The organism is Falsiroseomonas selenitidurans, from assembly GCF_012103215.1.
Lineage (GTDB): Bacteria > Pseudomonadota > Alphaproteobacteria > Acetobacterales > Acetobacteraceae > Falsiroseomonas > Falsiroseomonas selenitidurans.
On record NZ_JAAVNE010000036.1, the window covers coordinates 22,382 to 42,677 of the forward strand.

Below are 20,296 nucleotides of genomic sequence, written 5' to 3' on the forward strand. Positions count from 1 at the left end.
CTTATTCCTCCTCCACGCCGAATTCCTCGTCGATGGCGTTCTGCTTCCGGGCGAACCAGAACAGCGACACGACGAAGATGATCAGGCTGCCCTGGGCGGCCATGTAGAAGCCCAGCGGAAAGCCGAACACCGTGATGGTGTTCAGGCTGGTGGCGAAGAGGTGGACGCCGAAGCCTGCCACCGCCCAGATCGCCAGCATGGTCCACATCAGGCCGGAGGTGCGTGCCCAGTAGGCTTCGCCCGTGGCCTTGTCCACGGTGGCCGAACTGGCCCCGCGCGGTATCTTTCCGTCCTCGACGAGAGGCATCCTGTTTCTCCCCACCCAATCCGCCGGCTTGGCCCGGCTGCTGTCCCACCATGTCCGGCCCGCGCGATCGGCTTGCCGGTTGGTGAATTCCGCTTTGCTTTCCGGCTATCACGTCCCGAAAGCGTCACGCAATATCGTTGCTGAACCAGGAGCCCAACCGCAATGCTTTCGTGGCTCAGCCGCCACTTTCATCGCCCCCGCAGCGCCGATCCGACCACCTTCGGGGACTTCCTGGCCGGCGAAGCCGCCTTCCTCGGCCAGAAGCCGGCGCTGGACTACTGCAAGGTGAAGGCCGGGCGGGGCGAACGCGCGCTGCTGGAGGACCCGGATTTCCGCGCCGCCCTGGCGCATTGCCGCTGGCAGAGCTTCGCCGGCAGCACGCTGGACGTGCTGGCGCTGGCGGAAGGCTGGCTGCGCCCGCATGCCGCCGGCGCCGAACCGCAACTCGCCTTGCGCCTGGCCGGCCTCGCCGCCGGATTCCTGGACGCCGCCCCGGTGCCGGAGGCGGAGCGGGAGACGCTGGCGGCGGTGAAGGCGGAACTGCCCGACTGGCTCACCCGCCAGCAAGCCGCGCCCCCGGTGCCGGCGGACCGGCGGGCGATGCGGGTGGAGGCGCCGCTGCTCGCCACCCTGCCCATCCACCCGGACCAGCGGCGGGGGGAAACGCCGGCAATCCGCGGCGCCCTGCGCTTCCACCTGGTGGCCGCGCAGCAGCGGATGGAGAAGCTGTTCGATCCGGCGCCGCTCGCCGCGCGGCTGCTGGCCTGAGGCGCCGCGCGGTGGCAAGCTCCGGCCGGGGCGCCGGGCCCGGCGGCCAAGCCGGGCAGGAAACACAGCAGAAGGGCGAGCCAGGGATGCAGGACAGCGGCACCACCACGCCCCGCGGCCGGGCGCACTGACCATGCCCGAAGGCAGCACCCCCTTGCTGCTGCGCCAGGACAGCGCGGCCGGCGTCACCCGTCTCACCCTCAACCGGCCGGACAGCCGCAATGCGCTGTCCTTCGCCATGCTCGGCGCGCTGCACCATGCGCTGGCGGAGATCGCCCTGGATGACAGCGTGCGGGTGGTGGTGCTGGCCGCCGCCGGCCCGGTGTTCTGCGCCGGGCACGACCTGCGGGAGATCACGGCGCATCGCAACGACGAGGATGGCGGCCGCGCCTTCTTCACCGCCGCCATGGACCGCTGCGCGGCGGTGATGCAGGCGGTGGTCGCCCTGCCGCAGCCGGTGATCGCCAGCGTCCAGGGCATCGCCACCGCCGCCGGCTGCCAGCTTGTCGCCAGCTGCGACCTGGCGGTGGCCAGCGCGGCGGCCAGGTTCTGCACGCCGGGCGTCGATATCGGCCTGTTCTGCTCCACCCCCGCCGTGGCCCTGTCCCGCGCCGTGGCGGCCAAGCCGGCGATGGAGATGCTGCTGACCGGGGAGATGGTGCCGGCCGAGGAAGCCCGGCGGATCGGCCTGGTGAACCGGGTAGTGCCGGCCGAGGGGCTGGCGGCCGCGACCGATCAGCTGGCCGGGCAGATCGCCGCGCGCTCTGCCCATACCGTCCGTCTCGGCAAGGCCGCCTTCCACCGCCAGCGCGGCCTGCCGCTCGATGCCGCCTACGCGCATTGCGCGGCGGTGATGACGGAGAATCTGATGGCCGCCGATGCGGCGGAAGGCATCGGCGCCTTCCTCGCGAAGCGGAAGCCGGTCTGGCAGGATCGCTGAAAGGTTGTGGACCGATGCCCGCAAGCGCCAGGGTGGCAGGACAAAGCCGAGCGATGGCATCGGGCATCGCAGCCCGCCCCCGATTCGCACGCATGCTCTGATCGGCTGATCCAGATCATTGCCGAAACCGGCGCGCCCGGCGCCAGATGCCCGGGCGCGCCCCAAGAAGACCGGTCCAAGGAAGATTCCTGATGGCTGCCTCCGACTACGATGCCCTGCCCCGCACGCCGGCCAACCACCAGCCGCTCACGCCGCTGCTGTTCCTGGAACGCGCCGCGCTGGCCTTCCCGGACCAGGTGGCCGTGGTGCATGGCGCGACCCGCCGGACCTATCGCGCGCTGCGCGCGCGCTGCGTGGCGCTGGCCGATGCGCTGGCCCGGCGCGGCGTGGCGCGGGGCGACACGGTGGCGGTGCTGCTGCCGAACATCCCCGCCATGCTGGAATGCCACTACGGCGTGCCGATGTCGGGCGGCGTGCTGAACACGCTGAACACGCGGCTGGATGCCGGGACCATCGCCTATTGCCTCGACCATGGGGAGGCGAAGGTGCTGGTGGTGGACCGCGAATTCGCCCCCCTGGCCCGCATGGCACTGACGCTCTGCACGGTGAAGCCGCTGCTGGTGGAGGTGGACGACCCGGAGGCGAGCGACGCCGCCCGCGCCAACCGGCTGGAGGGGGCGCTGGATTACGAGGCGCTGGTGGCCGAGGGGTCGGCGGACTACGCCTGGGCGCTGCCGGGCGATGAGTGGGACGCGATCTCGCTGAACTACACCTCCGGCACCACCGGCCGTCCGAAGGGCGTGGTGTACCATCATCGCGGCGCGCAGCTGCTGGCCATCGGCAACATGCTCTCCGCCGGCATCGGCAAGCATCCGGTCTATCTCTGGACGCTGCCGATGTTCCACTGCAATGGCTGGTGCTTCCCCTGGTCCGTCACCGCCCAGGCCGGCACGCATGTCTGCCTGCGCGCCGTGCGCGGCAATGCGATGTGGGCGCTGATGGCCGCCGAAGGCGTGACACACATGTGCGGCGCGCCGATCGTCATGGCGACGCTGCTGGCCACCGCGGAGGCCGAGAAGAAGCCGCTGCCGCACCAGGTGCAGTTCGTCACCGCCGGCGCCCCGCCGCCGGAGGCCGTTCTGGGCGCGATGAAGGAAGCCGGCTTCGCCGTCTGCCATGTCTATGGCCTGACGGAATGCTACGGCCCCTCCGTGGTGAATGAATGGAACCATGCCTGGGATGCGAAGCCGGCGCCGGAACAGGCGGCGCTGATGGCGCGCCAGGGCGTGCGCTACATCGCGCTCGAGGGCCTGGCCGTGATGGACCCGGACAGCATGGCGCCGATCCCCGCCGATGGCACCGCCATGGGCGAGGTGATGATGCGCGGCAATGTCGTGATGAAGGGCTATCTGAAGGACCCGGCCGCGACGGAAAAGGCCTTCGCCGGCGGCTGGTTCCACACCGGCGACCTCGCCGTGACCTACCCCGATGGCTACATCCAGCTCAAGGACCGGTCCAAGGACATCATCATTTCGGGCGGGGAGAACATCTCCTCGATCGAGATCGAGGACGCGCTGTACAAGCACCCCGCCGTGGCGGTGGCCGCCGTGGTCGCCAGGCCGGATGAGAAATGGGGCGAGACGCCCTGCGCCTTCATCGAGCTGAAGCCGGGGGCGGAGGCAACGGCGGAAGACCTCGTCGCCTGGTGCAAGGGCCGGCTGGCCGGCTTCAAGGTGCCGCGCCACGTCGTCTTCGCCGAATTGCCGAAGACCAGCACGGGCAAGATCCAGAAGCACATCCTGCGCGCCCAGGCGCGGGAGGGTGCGGGCTGAACCGGCGGTGCGGCAAGCCCGGCGCGCGCCCGGCGCATGAGGGCTCGGAGCGCCTGCGAAACTTTGCTTGCGGTGCGGCAGCTTCCTCCCCATCATCCGCTCCAGTCGTCAACAACCGAAAGGAGGTGATCCAGTGTCTCATGGTATCAAGGCGGGCATCCGTTCCGCGGCCTGGATCATCGCCACCGCCAGCGCGGCGGCGAGTCACTAGGCTCAAGGCGGCAACGCCACAGGATCCATGCAAAAGGCCCCGGCGGAGCGATCCGCCGGGGTTTTTTCTTGCCCCCGCCCGGACCAGAGCCGGGAGGCTCATTGACAGCCGCGCCCGGGCGGCGTGACCATTCCCCCCGCCAATCAATCAGGGGGCTTCAATCAATGTCTTGGGCACGGGGCCTCGCGGCCGCGGCTTTCGCCGCTTGCGCGACCTTCTTCCAACCCACGCCGGCCGAAGCCGGCCCGACGCTGGATGCGATCCGCGCGCGCGGCCTGCTGGTCTGCGGCATCCACACCGGCGTCGCCGGCTTCGCGCTGCCGGACAGCCGCGGCGAATGGCAGGGCATGGATGTGGATCTCTGCCGCGGCGTCGCGGTGGCAATCTTCAACGACGCGTCGAAGGTGCGCTTCGTCCCGCTCTCCTCCTCCACCCGCTTCACCGCGCTGGGCTCGGGTGAGGTGGATGTGCTGTTCCGCACCTCCACCCAGACCATGCTGCGCGACACCACGCTCGGCCTGCGCCATGCCGTGACCTATTTCTACGACGGCCATGGCTTCATGGTGCGCGCCAATCTCGGCGTCTCCAAGGTGGCGGAGATGCGCGGCGCCACCATCTGCCTGATCCAGGGCACGACGAACGAGCAGGTGACGGCGGATTATTTCCGCTCCATCAACGTGCCCTTCAGCCCGGTGCTCTACGAGCGCACGGATCAGGCCAGCGCCGCGCTGCAGGCCGGCCGCTGCGACGCCTTCGGCACCGATGCCTCCCAGCTTGCCGGTGTGCGCTCCTCCATGCCGCGCCCGGCGGACTGGACCATCCTGGACGAGCGTTTCTCCAAGGAGCCCTACGGCGCCTATATCCGCCGCGGCGACGATGAGTGGTTCGACCTGGTCCGCTGGTACACCTATGCGGTGATCGAGGCCGAGGAACAGGGCGTGACGCGCGCGAATGCGGAGACGATGCGCCGCACCAGCGTGAACCCGAACACCCGCCGCCTGCTGGGCGTGACGCCGGAACTCGGCCAGTCCCTGAAGCTGGACCCGGCCTGGGCCTACAACGTCGTCCGCGCGCTGGGCAATTACGGCGAGATCTACGACCGGCATTTCGGCCCGAGCACCCCGGTGAACCTGCCGCGCGGCCCGAACCGGCTGTGGACCGGCGGCGGCCTGATCTACGCGCTGCCCTTGCGGTAGGAAGCTCACGCGCCGCGGGGCTCGCCGCAGCTGCGGCCGGCGCCATGCGGCGCCTCGGCCGCCCCCGGCGGCCGCCGTTGAACCCCCTCAGGGGCAGGGCGGTGCGGGCGGCGGGGTTCAGACCCCGCCGCCATCCACCACGAAATACTGCGCCGTCACCATCGCGCTGTCGTCGGCGGCCAGCCACAGCACCATCCGCGCGATGTCAGGCGGCATGACCTTCCGCTTCAGGCACTGCTTCTCCAGATGCCGTGCCACCGCTTCCGGCGCCGCCCACAGCGCTTCCTGCCGTTCCGTGAACACCCAGCCGGGCACCACCTCGTTCACGCGGATGCCATCCACGCCGAGATCCCGCGCGAGGCCCCGGGTCAGGCCGCGCACGGCGGATTTCGCCGCCGTGTAGGCCGGCATGCCGCCCTGCGCGCCCATCCAGCTGACGCTGCCCATGTTGATGATGGACCCCGCCCCGGCGGCGCGCATGCCTGGCGCCACAGCCTGGGCGCAGAAGAACATGTGGCGCAGGTTGGTCGCCATGCGTTCGTCCCAGTAATCCGGCTCCACCGTCTCCAGCCCGTGGCGGTCGTCGCGTGCGGCGTTGTTCACCAGCACCTGCACCGGGCCGAAGCGCGCCACGACATCGGCGATGGCGGCCCGCAGCGCGGCGATGTCGCGCAGGTCGCAGGCGACGAAGAACGCCCCGGTCTCCCCCGCCACCCGCTGGCCGCCGGCCTGGTCGAAATCCAGGAAGGCGGTTTGCGCGCCCTGCCGGGCGAACTGCGCCACCATCTCCGCGCCGATGCCGGAAGCCCCGCCGGTGATCAGCACCACCTTCCCCGCCAGGGACGGGTAGCCTGCAAAATCCATCACCGTCATCCCTGTTCGCGGGGCAGCAGCGGCTGCGGGTCGAGGAAGGTCTGATACCAGGACAGCGAGAAATGCAGGTGCGGTCCGGTGACGCGGCCGGTGGCGCCGATCAGCCCGATGCGCTCCCCCTGCGCCACCACCTGCCCTTCCCGCGCGAGGCGCTCGGACAGATGCGCATACAGCGTGTTCACCCCATGCCCGTGGTCCAGCACAAGCAGCTGCCCGAAGAAGTAGAAATCGCCGGACAGCGAAACCCGCCCGGGCAGCGCGGCGGCCACCGGCGTGCCGGTGGGCGCGGCCACGTCCAGCCCGTAATGCGGCTGGCGCGGCTGGCCGTTCAGGATTCGCTGGCTGCCATAGACGCCACTGATGCGGCCCCGCGCCGGCCAGGCCATCTCCGCCGTGAAGCCGGTGCCGGCGGCATCCAGGCCGCGCGCCGCCGCCAGCCGGGCGCGTTCGTCGGTGATGCGGCGCAGCGCCGCTTCCCCCGGCGTCACCATCGCCGGCGGCAGGCCGGCGATGCGCTGCACATCCCAATCCCGCTTCTCCACCGGCAGGCGCCGCGTCTCCCGCCGCCCCTCCGGGTGGGTAATGGACAGGCTGGCGCTGGCATCATGGTCGCGGCCGAAGCCCAGCGCGAAATGCCCCTGCGGCGCCACGCGCACGGCACGGCCATCCAGGGCCAGGCGCGTGCCCGGCGCCGCCTGGCCGCGCACCAGCGCGCCCTGCGCCGGCACCCCGCGCCAGGTGATGGCGAGGGCCGGCCGCGCCAGCAGCAGGGCGGGCGCGGCCAGCAGAAGGCGTCGACGCATCACAGCAGGCTCTCCTGCGCCGGGGCCTTCCGGCTGGCGCGGCCGCGCTTCGGCGCCTCGCCCTCCGCGGTCGCCGCCACCGCCGCATCGGCGAAGACGATGGACAGCTTCGCGCCGGGCGCCACCTGCGCGGCGCGGGTCAGCGCCTGGCCCTCGGCGTCGCGCACCAGGGCGAAGCCGCGGGCGAGCACGGATTGGTATGACCCGGCCTCCAGCCGCGCCGAAAGCCCGGCGAGTTTCGCCGCCTTCTCCCGCACCAGGCTGGCGAGTGGCGCAGCGGAGAAGGCGGCCAGGGCGCGGGCGCCCTGGGCGCGCTGCACCAGCCGGGCGAAGGCGGCACCCTGGCGGCCCTGCAGCAGCGCCAGCGCGCCGCGCCGGGCGGCGATGCCGGCGCGCGGGTGTGGCATGGGCAGCCGGGCCAGCGCCTCCCGCCGCCGATCGACGAAATGGCGCAGCGCGGGGGCCAGGCACTCCTCCGCCTCGTCCAGGCGGCGGCGGAGGTCCGTCAGGCGGGCGGGCACGTCCGGCAGGCGGCGTTCCAGCCGCAGCAGCACCGTCTCCGCCGCGCGCAACTGCCGCGTCATCGCGCCACGCAGCCGCGCCTCCCGCTGCGCCAGGTCGGCCAGCAGGTCGCTGCGCGCCGGCACCGCCAACTCCGCCGCGGCGGTCGGCGTCGGCGCCCGCTGGTCGGAGGCGAAGTCGATCAGCGTGGTGTCCGTCTCATGCCCCACGGCGGAGATCAGCGGGATGGCGGAAGCGGCGGCGGCGCGCACCACCACCTCCTCGTTGAAGGCCATCAGATCCTCCAGGCTGCCGCCGCCGCGCGCCACGATCAGCACATCGGGGCGGGGGATCGGCCCGCCCGGCCGCAGCGCGTTGAACCCGGCGATCGCCGCCGCGATCTTCTCCGCCGCCCCCTGCCCCTGCACCGGCACCGGCCACAGGATGACGTGGCGCGGGAAGCGCCGGGCGATGGTGGTGCGGATGTCCTGGATCACCGCCCCGGCCTCGCTGGAGACCACGCCGACCACCACCGGCAGGCGCGGCAGCGGGCGCTTCTTCGAGTCTTCGAACAGCCCCTCCGCCAGCAGCTTCTTCCGCAGCATCTCGATGCGGGCCAGCAGCGCGCCCGCGCCGGCGAATTCCAGCCGGTCGATGACAAGCTGGTATTTGGAGCGATCGGCATAGGTGGTGATCCGGCCGGTGGCGATCACCTCCACGCCATTCTCCGGCTGGATCGCCAGCCGCGGCACGGTGGTCTTCCAGATCACCGATTCGAGCTTGGCGTTCTCATCCTTCAGCGACAGGTACCAATGGCCGGACGGGTAGCGCTTCGCCTCGCACACCTCGCCGCGCACCCGCACCCGGCCGAAGGCACCTTCCAGCGTGCGGCGGACGGCGCCGGCGATCTCGGAGACCGCGTATTCGGGGACGTTGCCCAGGGGGGGGCTGGGCGGGGCGGCGGGCGTCGTGTCCATGCCCCGACCCTATGCTAAGGGGCCGCCAGCGCGAAGCCGGGCGGAGAGATCGTGATGCGGGTGCTGGTGGTGGGCGGCGGCGGCCGGGAACATGCGCTGTGCTGGGCCATCGCCCGCTCGCCGCGGCTGGAGGCGCTGTGGTGCGCCCCGGGCAACCCCGGCATCGAATCGGTGGCGGACTGCGTGCCGATCGGCACCGAGGATATTGCCGCCCTTGTCGCCTTCGCGCGCGAGAAGGCGGTGGCGTTGGTGGTGGCGGGGCCGGAGGCGCCGCTGACGCTGGGCCTCGCCGATGCCTGCGCCGCAGCCGGCATTGCCTGCTTCGGGCCTTCCGCCGCCGCCGCGCAGCTCGAAGGCAGCAAGGCCTTCTGCAAGCAGGTGGCGGATGCCGCCGGCGTGCCCACCGCCGGGTGGGCAAGGTTCGAGGACGCCGCCGCCGCACGCGCCCATGTGCGGGCGAAGGGCGCCCCCATCGTGGTGAAGGCCGATGGCCTGGCCGCCGGCAAGGGCGTGGTGGTGGCGACGACCCTGGCGGAGGCCGAGGCTGCCATCGCCGCCATCATGGAGGACCGCATCCATGGCAGCGCCGGCGCCGCCGTGGTGATCGAGGAATTTCTCGACGGCGAGGAGGTCTCCTTCTTCGCCCTGTGCGACGGGGCCGATGCGCTGGCCTTCGGCGCGGCGCAGGACCACAAGCGCGTCGGCGAGGGCGATACCGGCCCGAATACCGGCGGCATGGGCGCCTATTCCCCCGCTCCCGCCTTCACCGATGCCCTTCGGGACGAGGTGATGAACCGCTTCATCCGCCCGACGCTCGCGGAGCTGGCCCGCCGCGGCACGCCCTTCCGCGGCGTGCTCTTCGCCGGGCTGATGCTGACCGCCGCCGGCCCGAAGCTGATCGAGTACAACGTCCGCTTCGGCGATCCGGAATGCGAGACGCTGCTGCCCCTGCTGCGATCCGACCTGCTGCCCGTGCTCGCCGCCGCTGCCACCGGCAGCCTGGCCGGGGTAACGCTGGACTGGGCGGCCGCCCATAGCCTGGTGGTGATCCTGGCCGCCGAGGGCTATCCCGGCACGCCCCGCCGCGGCACCGCCATCCGGGGGCTGGAGGCGGCGGCCGCCATCCCTGGCGCGAGACTCTTCCACGCCGGCACCGGGCGGGACGCGGCGGGGACGATCCGCGCCCAGGGCGGCCGGGTGCTGGCGGTGCAGGCCCAGGGCGAAACCCTGGCCGCGGCGCGGGACGCCGCCTATGCGGCGGTGGCGGCGATCGACTGGCCGGAGGGCTTCTGCCGGCGCGACATCGGCTGGCGGGCGCTGCCGGAAACCGCTTGACCCCGCCCCTGGGGCCGCCCCCAGAAGCGGGGGCTCAACCCCGCAGGGACGAGACCGCCATGTGCGCCAGCACCGCCTTCCACAGCCCCGCCGAGGCCGCCCGGCAGATCGGGCTCTCGGCCAAGGCCCTACGCCTTTACGAACAGCGCGGGCTGGTGGCACCGCTGCGCGATGCCGCCGGCTGGCGCCACTATGGCCCGGTGCAGATGGCCAGGCTGAACCAGATCGCCATGCTGCGCCGGCTGGGCCTGAGCCTGGCCGGCATCGCCCGGGTGCTGGAAGGCGACAGCGCGACGCTGGCCGCTGCGCTGGCGGCGCACCAGGCCGGGCTGGAGGGGCGGATGCGCGACCTCGCCGGCCAGGCGGAACGGCTGCGTGGCCTGCGCGCGGGCCTCGCCGCCGGCGCGGCCACGCCGGCGGAGGCGCTGGCCGGGCTGGCGGCGCCCTGGATCGCGCTGGACCTGCCCTGGCCCTGGGGCGGGGAGCGGTTCGAACTGGCGGCGCCGCGGCCGCTGGTCTTCCTCACCGGGCCGCTCGGCAGCGGCAAGACGCGGCTGGGCCGGGCGCTGGCGGCGGCGGTGCCGGGCGGCGCCTTCCTAGCCCTGGACCGGCGGCTGCCGCCGGGGCTGGTGCCGGGGGATGCCGCCGCATCGCTGGCCTGGCTGGTGGAGGATGGCGCCACGCCCTGCCCGGCGCTGGAATGCCTGCTGGCGGCGCTGGCGGCGGAGGGGCCGCGCCTCTGGGTGGTGGACATGGTGGAGCAGGGGCTGGATGCGGCGACGCAACAGGCCCTGGTCGCGCATCTGCGCCGCCGCGGCCCGGCCGCGACGCCGCTGGTGCTGATGACCCGGTCCTGCGCCATCCTGGACCTGCCGGCGCTGGAGGAAGCGGAGGCGGTGCTGTTCTGCCCCGCCAGCCACGCCCCGCCCCTGCTGGTGCCCCCCTGCCCCGGCGCCCCGGGGCAGGAGGCGGTGGCAAGCTGCCTGGCCCCGCCCGAGGTGCGCGCCAGGACGGAGGGGATGGTCGCGGTGCTGCCGGGGCGGTGCTGATCCGGCAGGCTGCGGAACTTCGCTTCCGCAGCCGGCTCAGACCGGCTCGGGCCAGACGAAGCGCTGGCGTTCGAGGTAGGCCAGGCGCGCCGCCAGGTCGCCGGCGGCGCAGGCCATGACGGAGACGACGCCGATGCCGACATCGCGCGAGCCGGGGGCCGCGCTTTCCGGTGCCGGCTCGGCCTCGATGGCCAGGTCCAGCGGGCCGGTCGAAGGCGGCAGTTCCAGCGCCGCCACCGCCTGCGCCTCCGCCGCCAGTTCCAGCACCAGCGGCTCCCCCCCCGGCGCCGCCAGCGTCACCCGCTGCGCCCTGGCGGGCGCGCGCAGCATCAGGTGCAGGCGAACCAGCCCGTCCGACGCGGGGCCGCCCTCGGCCCCATCGGCCGCGGGCAGGTCCAGCCGCAGCACGGCGCGGCCCGGGCGGGTCCAGCAGCCCCAGGCTTCCGCCCGGTGCCAGCCTTCGCCCGCGCGCAGCAGATCGGCACGCGCCATGGCCGGCTCGGGCAGCGGGGCGGCGATCTCCGCCAGGCGGTGGACCACGCCCAGCGGCGCCGGCGGGGGCGTCGCCTCGGCGGCCGGTGCCCCCGCCAGAAGGTCCAGCAGCCCCGCCGCCACCTGCGGCCAGCTGCGCAGCCGCAGCCCGGCGCGCACCTTCGCCTCCTGCGCCTGGCGGAAGGCTGGGTCGAAGACCAGGCGCTCCACCGCCTCCAGGAAATCCGGCTCGCTCTGGTGGCGGAAATGCAGGGCGAGGCCCAACCCGGCCTCCTTCAGCCCGGTGTGGTCCGGCGCCAGCACCGCCTTGCCGTGCGACAGCGCCTCCGTCACCGGCAGGCCCCAGCCCTCGTGGAAGGAGTTGTACAGGGCGAACAGCGCGCCCTCATACAGCCCGCCCAGCGCCGAATCCGGCACATCCGACAGCAGCCGCACGCCGTCGCGCAGCGCCGGCGCGTTGCGCAGCAGGGCCAGGGCGGGGTCGGAGAGGTAGCCGGGCCGCCCCACCAGCACCAGCAGCGGCAGCTTCGCCGCGCCATGCCGGCGGATCAGCGCCAGCCAGGCATTCAGCACGAACAGGTGGTTCTTGCGGGATTCCAGCGTGCCGACGAACAGCGCATAGGGCCGCCCGGCCAGCGCCGCGGCGCCCGGATGCGGCCGCAGGGCCGGCGGCACCCGCACCGGCGCCGCATCCAGCCGCAGCACGGCGACCGGCGGCGCCGGCAGGCCGGGCAGATACTGGCCGCGCAGCCGTTCCAGATCAACCCTGGTGGAGTCCGACACCGCCAGCAGCAGGTCCGCATGCGCGCCGAGCCCGGCGAACCAGCGGGCGAATTCCGCCACCATTGCCGGGGCATTGTGTTCCGGCACCACCAGCGGCCCGCAATCATGCACCAGGGCGGCATAGCGCACGCCATGCCGCGCCTTGGCCACCCGCAGCGCCCGGTGGTAGTCGCCCAGCCACCAGGCGGAGCCGAGGTTCACCAGCCAGGCGCCCTGCGGGAAGGCCAGTTCCGGCGCCGCCGCCACGGAAGCCTGGGCCAGCCCCACCGCTTCCCGCCAGGCCGGCTCAAGCGGGTCCGCCCCGGCGCGGGCCAGGCTGGCCAGGCGCAGGAAGATCTCCCGCGGCAGGGCGCGCCAGCAGGCGGCTTCCGCGTCGAACACCGCCAGCAGCACGGTGGCGGCCGGCCCGCCCGGCCGCAGCGCCGGGCCGACGATCTCCATCTGCACCCGCTGGATGCCGGACGGCGCGCGGTTGGTGCCGAACCAGGACAGCAGGTCCGAAAGGTCGAACACCACGGACAGGTCGCCCAGCAGGGTCAGCCCGGTGGCGGCTTCCGCCGCCGCGCCGCCTTCCGCCAGCAGCGTTGCCACTTCCCGCCACGCCAGGTCGCTGTCCGGGCCGAGTTCCAGCGCGCGGGCATAGGCGGCGCGCGCCCCGGCACGGTCCCCGGCCCGCTTCAGCGCGTGGCCGATCTGCATCTGCACATCCGGGTCGTCCGGCATCCCGCGCTCGGCCTGCCGGTAGGAGGCCAGGGCCCCCAGCGGGTCGCCCTGTTCCTTCACGCAATGGCCGTGCTGGACCCAGATGCCCCAATCCTGCGGGTGCTGGGCCAGCCAGGCGGCGTAATGCTCGGCCGCGGCGCGCCAGTCCCGGGCATCGCGCCGGCGATCCGCCTCACCCAGCAACCCCGCCGCCTCGCCCTGCGCCCCGTCCATGCCGCAATCCCCTGGAAGCCGACCAGCCCCAGGGATAGCGCAAAGCGCCGCGCCTCACACCCGGCCGTAATTGTCCTCGATGCGGACGATGTCGTCCTCGCCCAGATAGGAGCCGGACTGCACCTCGATCAGCGTCAGCGGGATCATGCCCGGATTCTCCATCCGGTGGACGCAGCCCAGCGGCAGGTAGACGCTCTCATTCTCCCGCAGCAGGATGCGCTCCCCGTCGCGCTCGACGATCGCCGTACCGGCCACCACCACCCAATGCTCCGCCCGGTGGTAGTGCTTCTGCAGGCTCAGCTTGCCGCCCGGCCGCACGGTGATCTTCTTCACCTGGAACCGGGTGCCGAGCGCCACGCCCTCATAGGACCCCCAGGGGCGGTAGACGCGGCGGTGCTCCGTCGCCTCCTTCCGCCCGGCGGCCTTCAACTGCTCCACCATCTTCTTCACGTCCTGGGCGCGGTCCCGGTGGCAGGCCAGCACCGCGTCGTCCGTCACCACCAGCACCACGTCGTCCAGCCCGACCACGGCGGTCAGGATGCCTTCCGAGCGCACATAGCAGCGCCGGGCGCCCAGCAGCGCCGCCGGGCCCATGGTGGCATTGCCCGCCGCATCCTTGGGCGCGATGTCCCACAGCGAGGACCAGTTGCCGACATCGGACCAGCCCGGGTCGCAGGGCACCACGGCGGCCAGCGCCGTGCGCTCCATCACCGCGGTGTCGATGGAGACGGAGGGTGCGGCGGCGAAGCCGGCGCCGAGCCGGACGAAGCCGAGGTCGCGCGTGCCTTCCGCCACCGCGGCGCGGGACGCGGCCAGCACCTCCGGCGCATGGTTTGCCAGCTCCGCCACCAGGGTGGCGGCGGTGGCGACGAACATGCCGCTGTTCCACAGGTGCCGGCCGCCTTCCAGGAAGCGGGTGGCGGTGGCGGCGTCCGGCTTTTCCACGAACCGGGCGATCTGCAGGGCCCCTGCGACGCCGTCCAGCGCCGGCCCGGCCTCGATGTAGCCATAGCCGGTCTCCGCCACGGTGGGGCGGATGCCGAAGGTGCAGATCCGGCCGGTGGCCGCCGCCGCCGCCGCGGCCTCCAGCGCCCGGCGCAGGGCCGGCACATCCTGCACCGCGGCATCGGCGGCCATGATCCACAGCACGGCGCCGGGCGTTTCCTCCCCCACCAGCACGGCGGCGGCGGCGATGGCGGCGGCGGAATTGCGCGCCTCCGGCTCCAGCACGATGCGGGGGTCGCGGATGCCGGCCTCGCGCAGCTGTTCCGCCACCAGGAAGCGATGCGCCTCCCCGCACACGATCACGGGCGGCGCGAAGCCGGCGCCGCGGGCGCGATCGGCGGTTTCCTGCAGCATGGTGCCCTGGGAGACCAGCGGCCAGAACTGCTTCGGGTAGCCTTCCCGCGACAGCGGCCACAACCGGCTGCCGGTGCCGCCGCAGAGGATCACGGGCACGATCAGGCCACCGGCCTGATCCTCGGTGCGAGCCATCCTGGCGACCGGCACGGCGTCTTGGGGCATGGGGGCGGGACCTCATCGAGAGCGTCCGGGTATGTCCCGGTTGTTGGGAAAAAGAAAGGCGGCCGCGGGGTGGAACCGTGTCAGCCTGCGCGCCCAGGTTGCCGGGGCGCGGCGGGGCTGCATGGTTGACGTGGCGCGCGGCTGGCCGCTTAACCCTGGCGCAGCATGGCGCCCGGCCGCCCTTGTCGGGGTGGATGCCGGAGCCGGTCAGGAAAGGGTTGCCCGTGTCGAAGCCCCGCATCGCGATCGACGGCTACAACCTGGCGTTGGACCAGGGGACCGGGGTGGCGACCTATGCCCGCAACCTGTCGCACCGCCTCGGCGCCATGGGGGCGGAGGTTGGCGTGCTGTACGGCCAGCGCGGCTCCACCGGCACCGATGAATTGCTGCGGGAGGTGACGCTGTACGATGCGCGGCCGAAGCCGCCGCACTGGCTGAAGCGCGCCATCGACGACAGCATCCATGGCGTGAAGCTGTCCTTCGGCCAGGACGCCAAGCGGGTGCCGCTGACCGACCGGGTGATCCGCCGCGGGCTGGAGGCGCGCCTGCCCCATGCCGACACGCTGTGGAACATCCCGGAGCTGTTCCGCGCCGCGGTGCAGAGCTTCGGCCTGAAGAACAAGATGGGCCGCGTGCGCCTGCCCGATGCCCAGGATGTGATGCACTGGACCTACCCCCTGCCGCTGCGGGTGGAGGGCACGAAGAACATCTACACCATCCACGACCTGGTGCCGCTGCGCATGCCCTATGCGACGCTGGACGTGAAGCGCCGCTACCTCGGCACCTGCCGTGCCATCGCCGCCAGCGCCGACCACATCGTGACGGTCAGCGAAGCCTCGAAGCAGGACATCGTGAACCTGCTGGGCATCCCGGCGGAGAAGATCTCCAACACCTACCAATCCGTGGAAATCCCGGACCGCCTGGCGCGCAAGCCGGAAAACCTGGCGCGGGCCGAGGTGCAGGGCGCCTTCGGGCTGGAATGGGGCCAGTACTGGCTGTTCTTCGGCGCCATCGAGCCGAAGAAGAATGTCGGCCGGCTGATCGAGGCCTACCTCGCCTCCGGCAGCACCCTGCCGCTGGTGATCTGCGGCAAGCAGGCCTGGCAGATGCGCCAGGAGCTTGGCCTGATCTATGAGGACGACCAGCGCGTGATGGCCGACCCCGGCCCCTTCGACGGCGTGCAGGCGCTGACACGCAAGCTGCGCGACCGCGTCATCCTGCTGGACTACGCGCCCTTCCGCCTGCTGGTCAGCCTGGTGCGCGGCGCCCGCGCGCTGCTGTTCCCCTCCCTCTACGAAGGCTTCGGCCTGCCGGCGCTGGAGGCGATGCTGCTCGGCACCCCGGTGATGACCAGCAACACCTCCTCCCTTCCCGAGGTGGTGGGCGAGGCGGCCCTGACGGTCGACCCCTATGACACCCGCGCGATGGCGGAGGCGATCCAGGCGCTGGACGGCAATGCGGAGCTGCGGGCGGAGCTTTCGGCCCGCGGCCCGCGCCAGGCGGTGCTGTTCGACGCCGACCATTACGCGCAGCGCCTGGCGGCGATGTACGCCCGGATCGGCATCCGCCTGGAAGGCTGACGCCGCCTGGCCCGGGCCCGGCGCGGAGGAAGCGCGGACCCTCATCCAGCTTCTCGATGGGGCCCGCTCCGCAGCCGCTTCCGCCCCGACCTGGAAGCCCTACCGCACCAGGACCTCCGCCGCCTCCCGCGTCTTGCTCACCGCCCGGGCGGCCTGGGCAATGGCGGCGGAGATCCCGGCGATGTTGGCGGAGACGGTGGTCACGGCGGCTGACGCCGTGTGCATGCTGGCCGACATGCCGCGCGTGACCACGCTCTGCTCCTCGACCGCGGACGCCGTGGCGGTGACACTCTCGCGCACCGTGGTCACGGCGCTGCGGATCGCGCCGAGCGCCTCGGCGACGCTGGCGGAGGTGGCCTGGATGCCGTCGATCTCGGCAGAGATCTGCTGCGTCGCCTGCGCCGCCTGCACCGCCAGGTTCTTCACCTCGCTCGCCACCACGGCGAAGCCCTTCCCCGCCTCCCCGGCGCGCGCCGCCTCGATCGTCGCGTTCAGCGCCAGCAGGTTGATCTGGCTGGCGACGTCGCGGATCAGGCCGACGATGTTCGACATGGCCTGCGCCGCGCCGGCCAGCGATTCGGTGTTGCTGGCCACCGAGACGGTCTGCTCGAAGGCGGCATCGGTGGCGATGCGGGACTGTGCCATGCTGCGCGCGATCTCGCTGATCGAGGCGGCGAGCTGCTCGGCGCTGGCGGCCACCTGCTGCACGCCCTGCGCGGCCTCGTCGGCAGCGCCGGATGCGGACGCCGCCTCGGACGTGCTGCGGGCGATGCCGCTGTCCACTTCGGCGAAGTTGCGGTCGATCAGCGTCTTCAGGTCGGACAGCAGCCGCATCTGCGGCGAGATGTCGGTGGCGAACTTCACCACCTTGCAGGGCTTGCCCGTGGCATCGAGGATCGGGTTGTAGGCGCCCTCGATCCAGACCAGCTGCCCCGCCTTGCCGATGCGGCGGAACTGGCCGGACTGGAAGTCGCCGCGCCGCAGCTTCTCCCAGAAAAGACGGTAGTCGGCGCCATCGCGCTGCGCCGGCTCGACGAAGATGCCGTGCTGCCGGCCGCGCACCTCCGCCAGCGTGTAGCCCATCAGCTGCAGGAACTTCTCATTGGCCGTGAGGATGGTGCCGTCCAGCCCGAGTTCCACCACCGCCAGGTTCCGCCCGATGGCTGCGATCTGGCCGGCATAGTCGACATTCTGCAACCGCGCCTGTGCGTCCGCCCATTCGACCACGAAGCCGTCATGGCGGTCCTTCTCGACCAGTGGCGTCACCAGCAGGTCGAAGACCCGGCGGCCGACCCGGATCGTCGCGGCATGCGGCTTCTGCAGCGCCTTCAGCATGCCGCGCTGGTGCCGGGGGTCCTTGTGGAACACGTCGATGTTGCTGCCGACCAGGCGGGCGGCGCTGAAGCCCGGCAATTCCGCCTGCAGCTCCGCCTCCGCCTCCTGCATCAGCCGCCGCGCCGCCGCGTTCACGTAGCGGATCGTCAGGCTGGAATCCGCCACCATCACGCAGGTGCGCAGCGCCTCAAGCGCCGGGTAGGCTGGCGGCTTGCTCGGCCGAATCAGGGACATGAACATGGGGCATTCCGGCTTCCTGGTGCCCGCGACTAGTCTCACCCGATTGTGAACAATTTGCTGCGCGTCGACGGATGCGAATCTCTTGAAATGTTTGGCGGTATTGAGAACCAGGACGATTGCGACGGGGCGCAGGGCCTGCACGGCCGGCATCGGGGCCTGGTCGCACGGATCCGCCGCCGGCCATGGCGCCGGCGGCAGGTGGACCAGCGGGGCCGCGCCTCGTTCGGCGGGGCGCGCGCCCTACCGCACCAGGACCTCCGCCGCCTCCCGCGTCTGGGCCACGGCCTGCGCCGCCTCGCCGATCGCCGAGGAGATGCCGGCGATGTTGGCGGAGACGGTGGTCACGGCGGCCGACGCGGTGTGCATGCTGGCCGACATGCCGCGCGTGACCACGCTCTGCTCCTCGACCGCAGACGCCGTGGCGGTGACACTCTCGCGCACCGTGGTCACGGCGCTGCGGATCGCGCCGAGCGCCTCGGCGACGCTGGCGGAGGTGGCCTGGATGCCGTCGATCTCGGCGGAGATCTGCTGCGTCGCCTGCGCCGCCTGCACCGCCAGGTTCTTCACCTCGCTCGCCACCACGGCGAAGCCCTTCCCCGCCTCCCCGGCGCGCGCCGCCTCGATCGTCGCGTTCAGCGCCAGCAGGTTGATCTGGCTGGCGACATTGCGGATCAGGCCGACGATGTTCGACATGGCCTGCGCCGCGCCGGCCAGCGATTCGGTGTTGCTGGCCACCGAGACGGTCTGCTCGAAGGCGGCATCGGTGGCGATGCGGGACTGCGCCATGCTGCGCGCGATCTCGCTGATCGAGGCGGCGAGCTGCTCGGCGCTGGCGGCCACCTGCTGCACGCCCTGCGCAGCATCATCGGCGGCGCCGGATGCGGACGCCGCCTCGGACGTGCTGCGGGCCATGGCGTTGTCGATATCGGCGAAGTTGCGGTCGATCAGCGTCTTCAGGTCGGACAGCAGCCGCATCTGCGGCGAGATGTCGGTGGCGAACTTCACCACCTTGCAGGGCTTGCCCGTGGCATCGAGGATCGGGTTGTAGGCGCCCTCGATCCAGACCAGCTGCCCCGCCTTGCCGATGCGGCGGAACTGGCCGTACTGGAATTCGCCGCGCCGCAGCTTCTCCCAGAACCCCAGATACTCCGCGCTGTCATGCAAGGCCGGCTCGACGAAGATGGTATGGTTGCGGCCGCGCACCTCCTCCAGCGTGTAGCCCAGCGCCTTCAGGAAATTGACGTTGGCCGTGAGGATGGTGCCGTCCAGCCCGAGTTCCACCACCGCCTGGGATCGCCCGATGGCTGCGATCTGGCCGGCATAGTCGACATTCTGCAACCGCGCCTGTGCGTCCGCCCATTCGACCACGAAGCCGTCATGGCGGTCCTTCTCGATCAGTGGCGTCACCAGCAGGTCGAAGACCCGGCGGCCGACCCGGATCGTCGCGGCATGCGGCTTCTGCAGCGCCTTCAGCATGCCGCGCTGGTGCCGGGGGTCCTTGTGGAACACGTCGATGTTGCTGCCGACCAGGCAGGCGGCGCTGAACCCCGGCAATTCCGCCTGCAGCTCCGCCTCCGCCTCCTGCATCAGCCGCCGCGCCGCCGCGTTCACGTAGCGGATCGTCAGGCTGGAATCCGCCACCATCACGCAGGTGCGCAGTGCCTCAAGCGCCGGAGACTGCACCGACGGGCTCTGACGAATCAACGACATGAACATGAACAACTCCGGCTCGCATCGAAGCGCCGAAGGCTACTCACCAATTCGTGAAGGAAGTGCTGCGCCCGGGCCGGTGGGACCTGCGTCATGCGGGCGAGGTGGCGCCCGAGCCCAATCCTGCGGGGCGCCTGCCGCAGCGTTGCCGCCTCCCCCGGGCTTTCCGCGCCCTCCGCCACCGGCTGATGCACGGCCGCGGTCACGCGGCGCGCAGGAAGGCCACCCGCGCCGCGCCATGGTCCCGCGCCGCCACCTCCGCCCAGCCGGGCAGCGCCAGCGCCTCCTCCCGCCCCGTCTCCGCCACCAGCAGCGCCCCCGCCGCCAGCCAGCCCGCACCGGCCAGCGCGGCGACGGCGCGCGGCACCAGGTCCTTCCCATAGGGAGGGTCGAGGAACACCAGGCCGCAGGGCGCGGGCGCGGCGCGCGGGCGCAGCGCGTCGCCCGGCAGCACCAGGCAGCGCGGCTCCTCCCGCAGCGCCGCGATGTTCTGCCGAAGCACCGCCAGCGCCACGCGGTCCTGCTCGATGAAGCACGCCCGCGCCGCGCCGCGGGACAGCGCCTCCAGCCCCATGGCGCCGGTGCCGGCGAAGGCGTCCAGCACCAGCGCGCCCTCCACCGCTGCCCTTCCCGCCCAGGGGGCGTGCCACAGCATGTCGAAGACCGCCTGGCGGACCCGGTCGCTGGTGGGCCGCGTCGCCTCCCCCGGCGGGGCGGCGAGCCTACGCCCGCGGTGGAGTCCGGCGACCACGCGCAGCACGCGCCGGCCTCCGTGGCTCGGCGTTGCGGGCGCGCGGGATGTTGCCCGGGCGCGGCGGGCGCTTCGGCTTGATGGCCTCGGCCGGCGGGCTGCCGGCGCCCTCCGCCTGGGTGGCGGCTTCCGCCGCGGCCTTGGCGCCGGCTT

General features: G+C 72.5%; 16 protein-coding genes. 7 read left to right on the forward strand and 9 right to left on the reverse strand.

The window, feature by feature from the left end; all coding sequences use genetic code 11:
- Position 1: 1 nt before the first annotated feature.
- On the reverse strand, positions 2 to 256 hold the full coding sequence (locus HEQ75_RS19240; protein WP_328734436.1) for a DUF4212 domain-containing protein: 255 nt from the start codon (positions 254 to 256) through the stop codon (positions 2 to 4).
- A gap of 213 nt (positions 257 to 469) precedes the next feature.
- On the opposite strand from HEQ75_RS19240, the gene HEQ75_RS19245 reads away from it, so the two are divergent.
- The 4 genes from HEQ75_RS19245 to HEQ75_RS19260 all read left to right on the forward strand — a co-directional run bounded on the left by HEQ75_RS19245 (position 470) and on the right by HEQ75_RS19260 (position 5,254).
- A complete protein-coding gene (locus HEQ75_RS19245) occupies positions 470 to 1,075 on the forward strand; it encodes a hypothetical protein (RefSeq protein ID WP_168033729.1) in 606 nt (201 codons plus the stop codon).
- Between the two features lie 133 nt (positions 1,076 to 1,208).
- Positions 1,209 to 2,015 carry an enoyl-CoA hydratase gene (locus HEQ75_RS19250; protein ID WP_168033731.1) on the forward strand — a complete coding sequence of 269 codons (807 nt, stop codon included), beginning with the start codon at positions 1,209 to 1,211 and terminating at the stop codon, positions 2,013 to 2,015.
- 191 nt (positions 2,016 to 2,206) lie between these two features.
- The gene (locus HEQ75_RS19255; RefSeq protein ID WP_168033733.1) at positions 2,207 to 3,847 is read left to right on the forward strand and encodes an acyl-CoA synthetase; all 1,641 of its coding nucleotides are present in this window, start codon (positions 2,207 to 2,209) and stop codon (positions 3,845 to 3,847) included.
- Between the two features lie 375 nt (positions 3,848 to 4,222).
- On the forward strand, positions 4,223 to 5,254 hold the full coding sequence (locus tag HEQ75_RS19260; protein ID WP_168033735.1) for an amino acid ABC transporter substrate-binding protein: 1,032 nt from the start codon (positions 4,223 to 4,225) through the stop codon (positions 5,252 to 5,254).
- A 117-nt stretch (positions 5,255 to 5,371) separates the two neighbouring features.
- On the opposite strand, the gene HEQ75_RS19265 is transcribed toward HEQ75_RS19260, so the two are convergent.
- The 3 genes from HEQ75_RS19265 to xseA are packed head-to-tail and all read right to left on the reverse strand — an operon-like array spanning position 5,372 to position 8,408.
- Positions 5,372 to 6,118: an SDR family NAD(P)-dependent oxidoreductase gene (locus tag HEQ75_RS19265; protein ID WP_168033737.1), complete on the reverse strand. Its 747-nt coding sequence runs from the start codon at positions 6,116 to 6,118 to the stop codon at positions 5,372 to 5,374.
- Positions 6,119 to 6,123: 5 nt separating this feature from the next.
- Positions 6,124 to 6,930, reverse strand: a complete 807-nt coding sequence (locus HEQ75_RS19270; RefSeq protein WP_209318650.1) for a M23 family metallopeptidase — start codon at positions 6,928 to 6,930, stop codon at positions 6,124 to 6,126.
- A complete protein-coding gene (xseA, locus tag HEQ75_RS19275; RefSeq protein ID WP_168033741.1) occupies positions 6,930 to 8,408 on the reverse strand; it encodes an exodeoxyribonuclease VII large subunit in 1,479 nt (492 codons plus the stop codon). The genes HEQ75_RS19270 and xseA overlap by 1 nt, the downstream gene beginning before the upstream one ends.
- A gap of 54 nt (positions 8,409 to 8,462) precedes the next feature.
- Here xseA and purD point away from each other — a divergent pair, with 54 nt between their 5' ends.
- A complete protein-coding gene (purD, locus tag HEQ75_RS19280) occupies positions 8,463 to 9,743 on the forward strand; it encodes a phosphoribosylamine--glycine ligase (RefSeq protein WP_168033743.1) in 1,281 nt (426 codons plus the stop codon).
- A 59-nt stretch (positions 9,744 to 9,802) separates the two neighbouring features.
- Positions 9,803 to 10,792, forward strand: a complete 990-nt coding sequence (locus tag HEQ75_RS19285; RefSeq protein ID WP_168033745.1) for a MerR family transcriptional regulator — start codon at positions 9,803 to 9,805, stop codon at positions 10,790 to 10,792.
- Positions 10,793 to 10,828: 36 nt separating this feature from the next.
- Here the strand turns inward: HEQ75_RS19285 and HEQ75_RS19290 are convergent, their stop codons facing one another.
- Together HEQ75_RS19290 and HEQ75_RS19295 are read right to left on the reverse strand one after the other, a co-directional pair.
- The gene (locus HEQ75_RS19290; protein ID WP_168033747.1) at positions 10,829 to 13,003 is read right to left on the reverse strand and encodes a glycosyltransferase; all 2,175 of its coding nucleotides are present in this window, start codon (positions 13,001 to 13,003) and stop codon (positions 10,829 to 10,831) included.
- Positions 13,004 to 13,057: 54 nt separating this feature from the next.
- The gene (locus tag HEQ75_RS19295; protein WP_168033749.1) at positions 13,058 to 14,497 is read right to left on the reverse strand and encodes a mannose-1-phosphate guanylyltransferase/mannose-6-phosphate isomerase; all 1,440 of its coding nucleotides are present in this window, start codon (positions 14,495 to 14,497) and stop codon (positions 13,058 to 13,060) included.
- A 254-nt stretch (positions 14,498 to 14,751) separates the two neighbouring features.
- Here HEQ75_RS19295 and HEQ75_RS19300 point away from each other — a divergent pair, with 254 nt between their 5' ends.
- Positions 14,752 to 16,107: a glycosyltransferase family 4 protein gene (locus HEQ75_RS19300; protein WP_328734442.1), complete on the forward strand. Its 1,356-nt coding sequence runs from the start codon at positions 14,752 to 14,754 to the stop codon at positions 16,105 to 16,107.
- A 99-nt stretch (positions 16,108 to 16,206) separates the two neighbouring features.
- On the opposite strand, the gene HEQ75_RS19305 is transcribed toward HEQ75_RS19300, so the two are convergent.
- From HEQ75_RS19305 to rsmD, 3 genes are all read right to left on the reverse strand, one after another.
- Positions 16,207 to 17,676, reverse strand: a complete 1,470-nt coding sequence (locus HEQ75_RS19305) for a PAS domain-containing methyl-accepting chemotaxis protein (RefSeq protein ID WP_168033753.1) — start codon at positions 17,674 to 17,676, stop codon at positions 16,207 to 16,209.
- Between the two features lie 246 nt (positions 17,677 to 17,922).
- On the reverse strand, positions 17,923 to 19,365 hold the full coding sequence (locus HEQ75_RS19310; RefSeq protein WP_328734443.1) for a methyl-accepting chemotaxis protein: 1,443 nt from the start codon (positions 19,363 to 19,365) through the stop codon (positions 17,923 to 17,925).
- Positions 19,366 to 19,594: 229 nt separating this feature from the next.
- The gene (gene rsmD / locus HEQ75_RS19315; RefSeq protein WP_168033757.1) at positions 19,595 to 20,152 is read right to left on the reverse strand and encodes a 16S rRNA (guanine(966)-N(2))-methyltransferase RsmD; all 558 of its coding nucleotides are present in this window, start codon (positions 20,150 to 20,152) and stop codon (positions 19,595 to 19,597) included.
- Positions 20,153 to 20,296 lie beyond the last annotated feature (144 nt).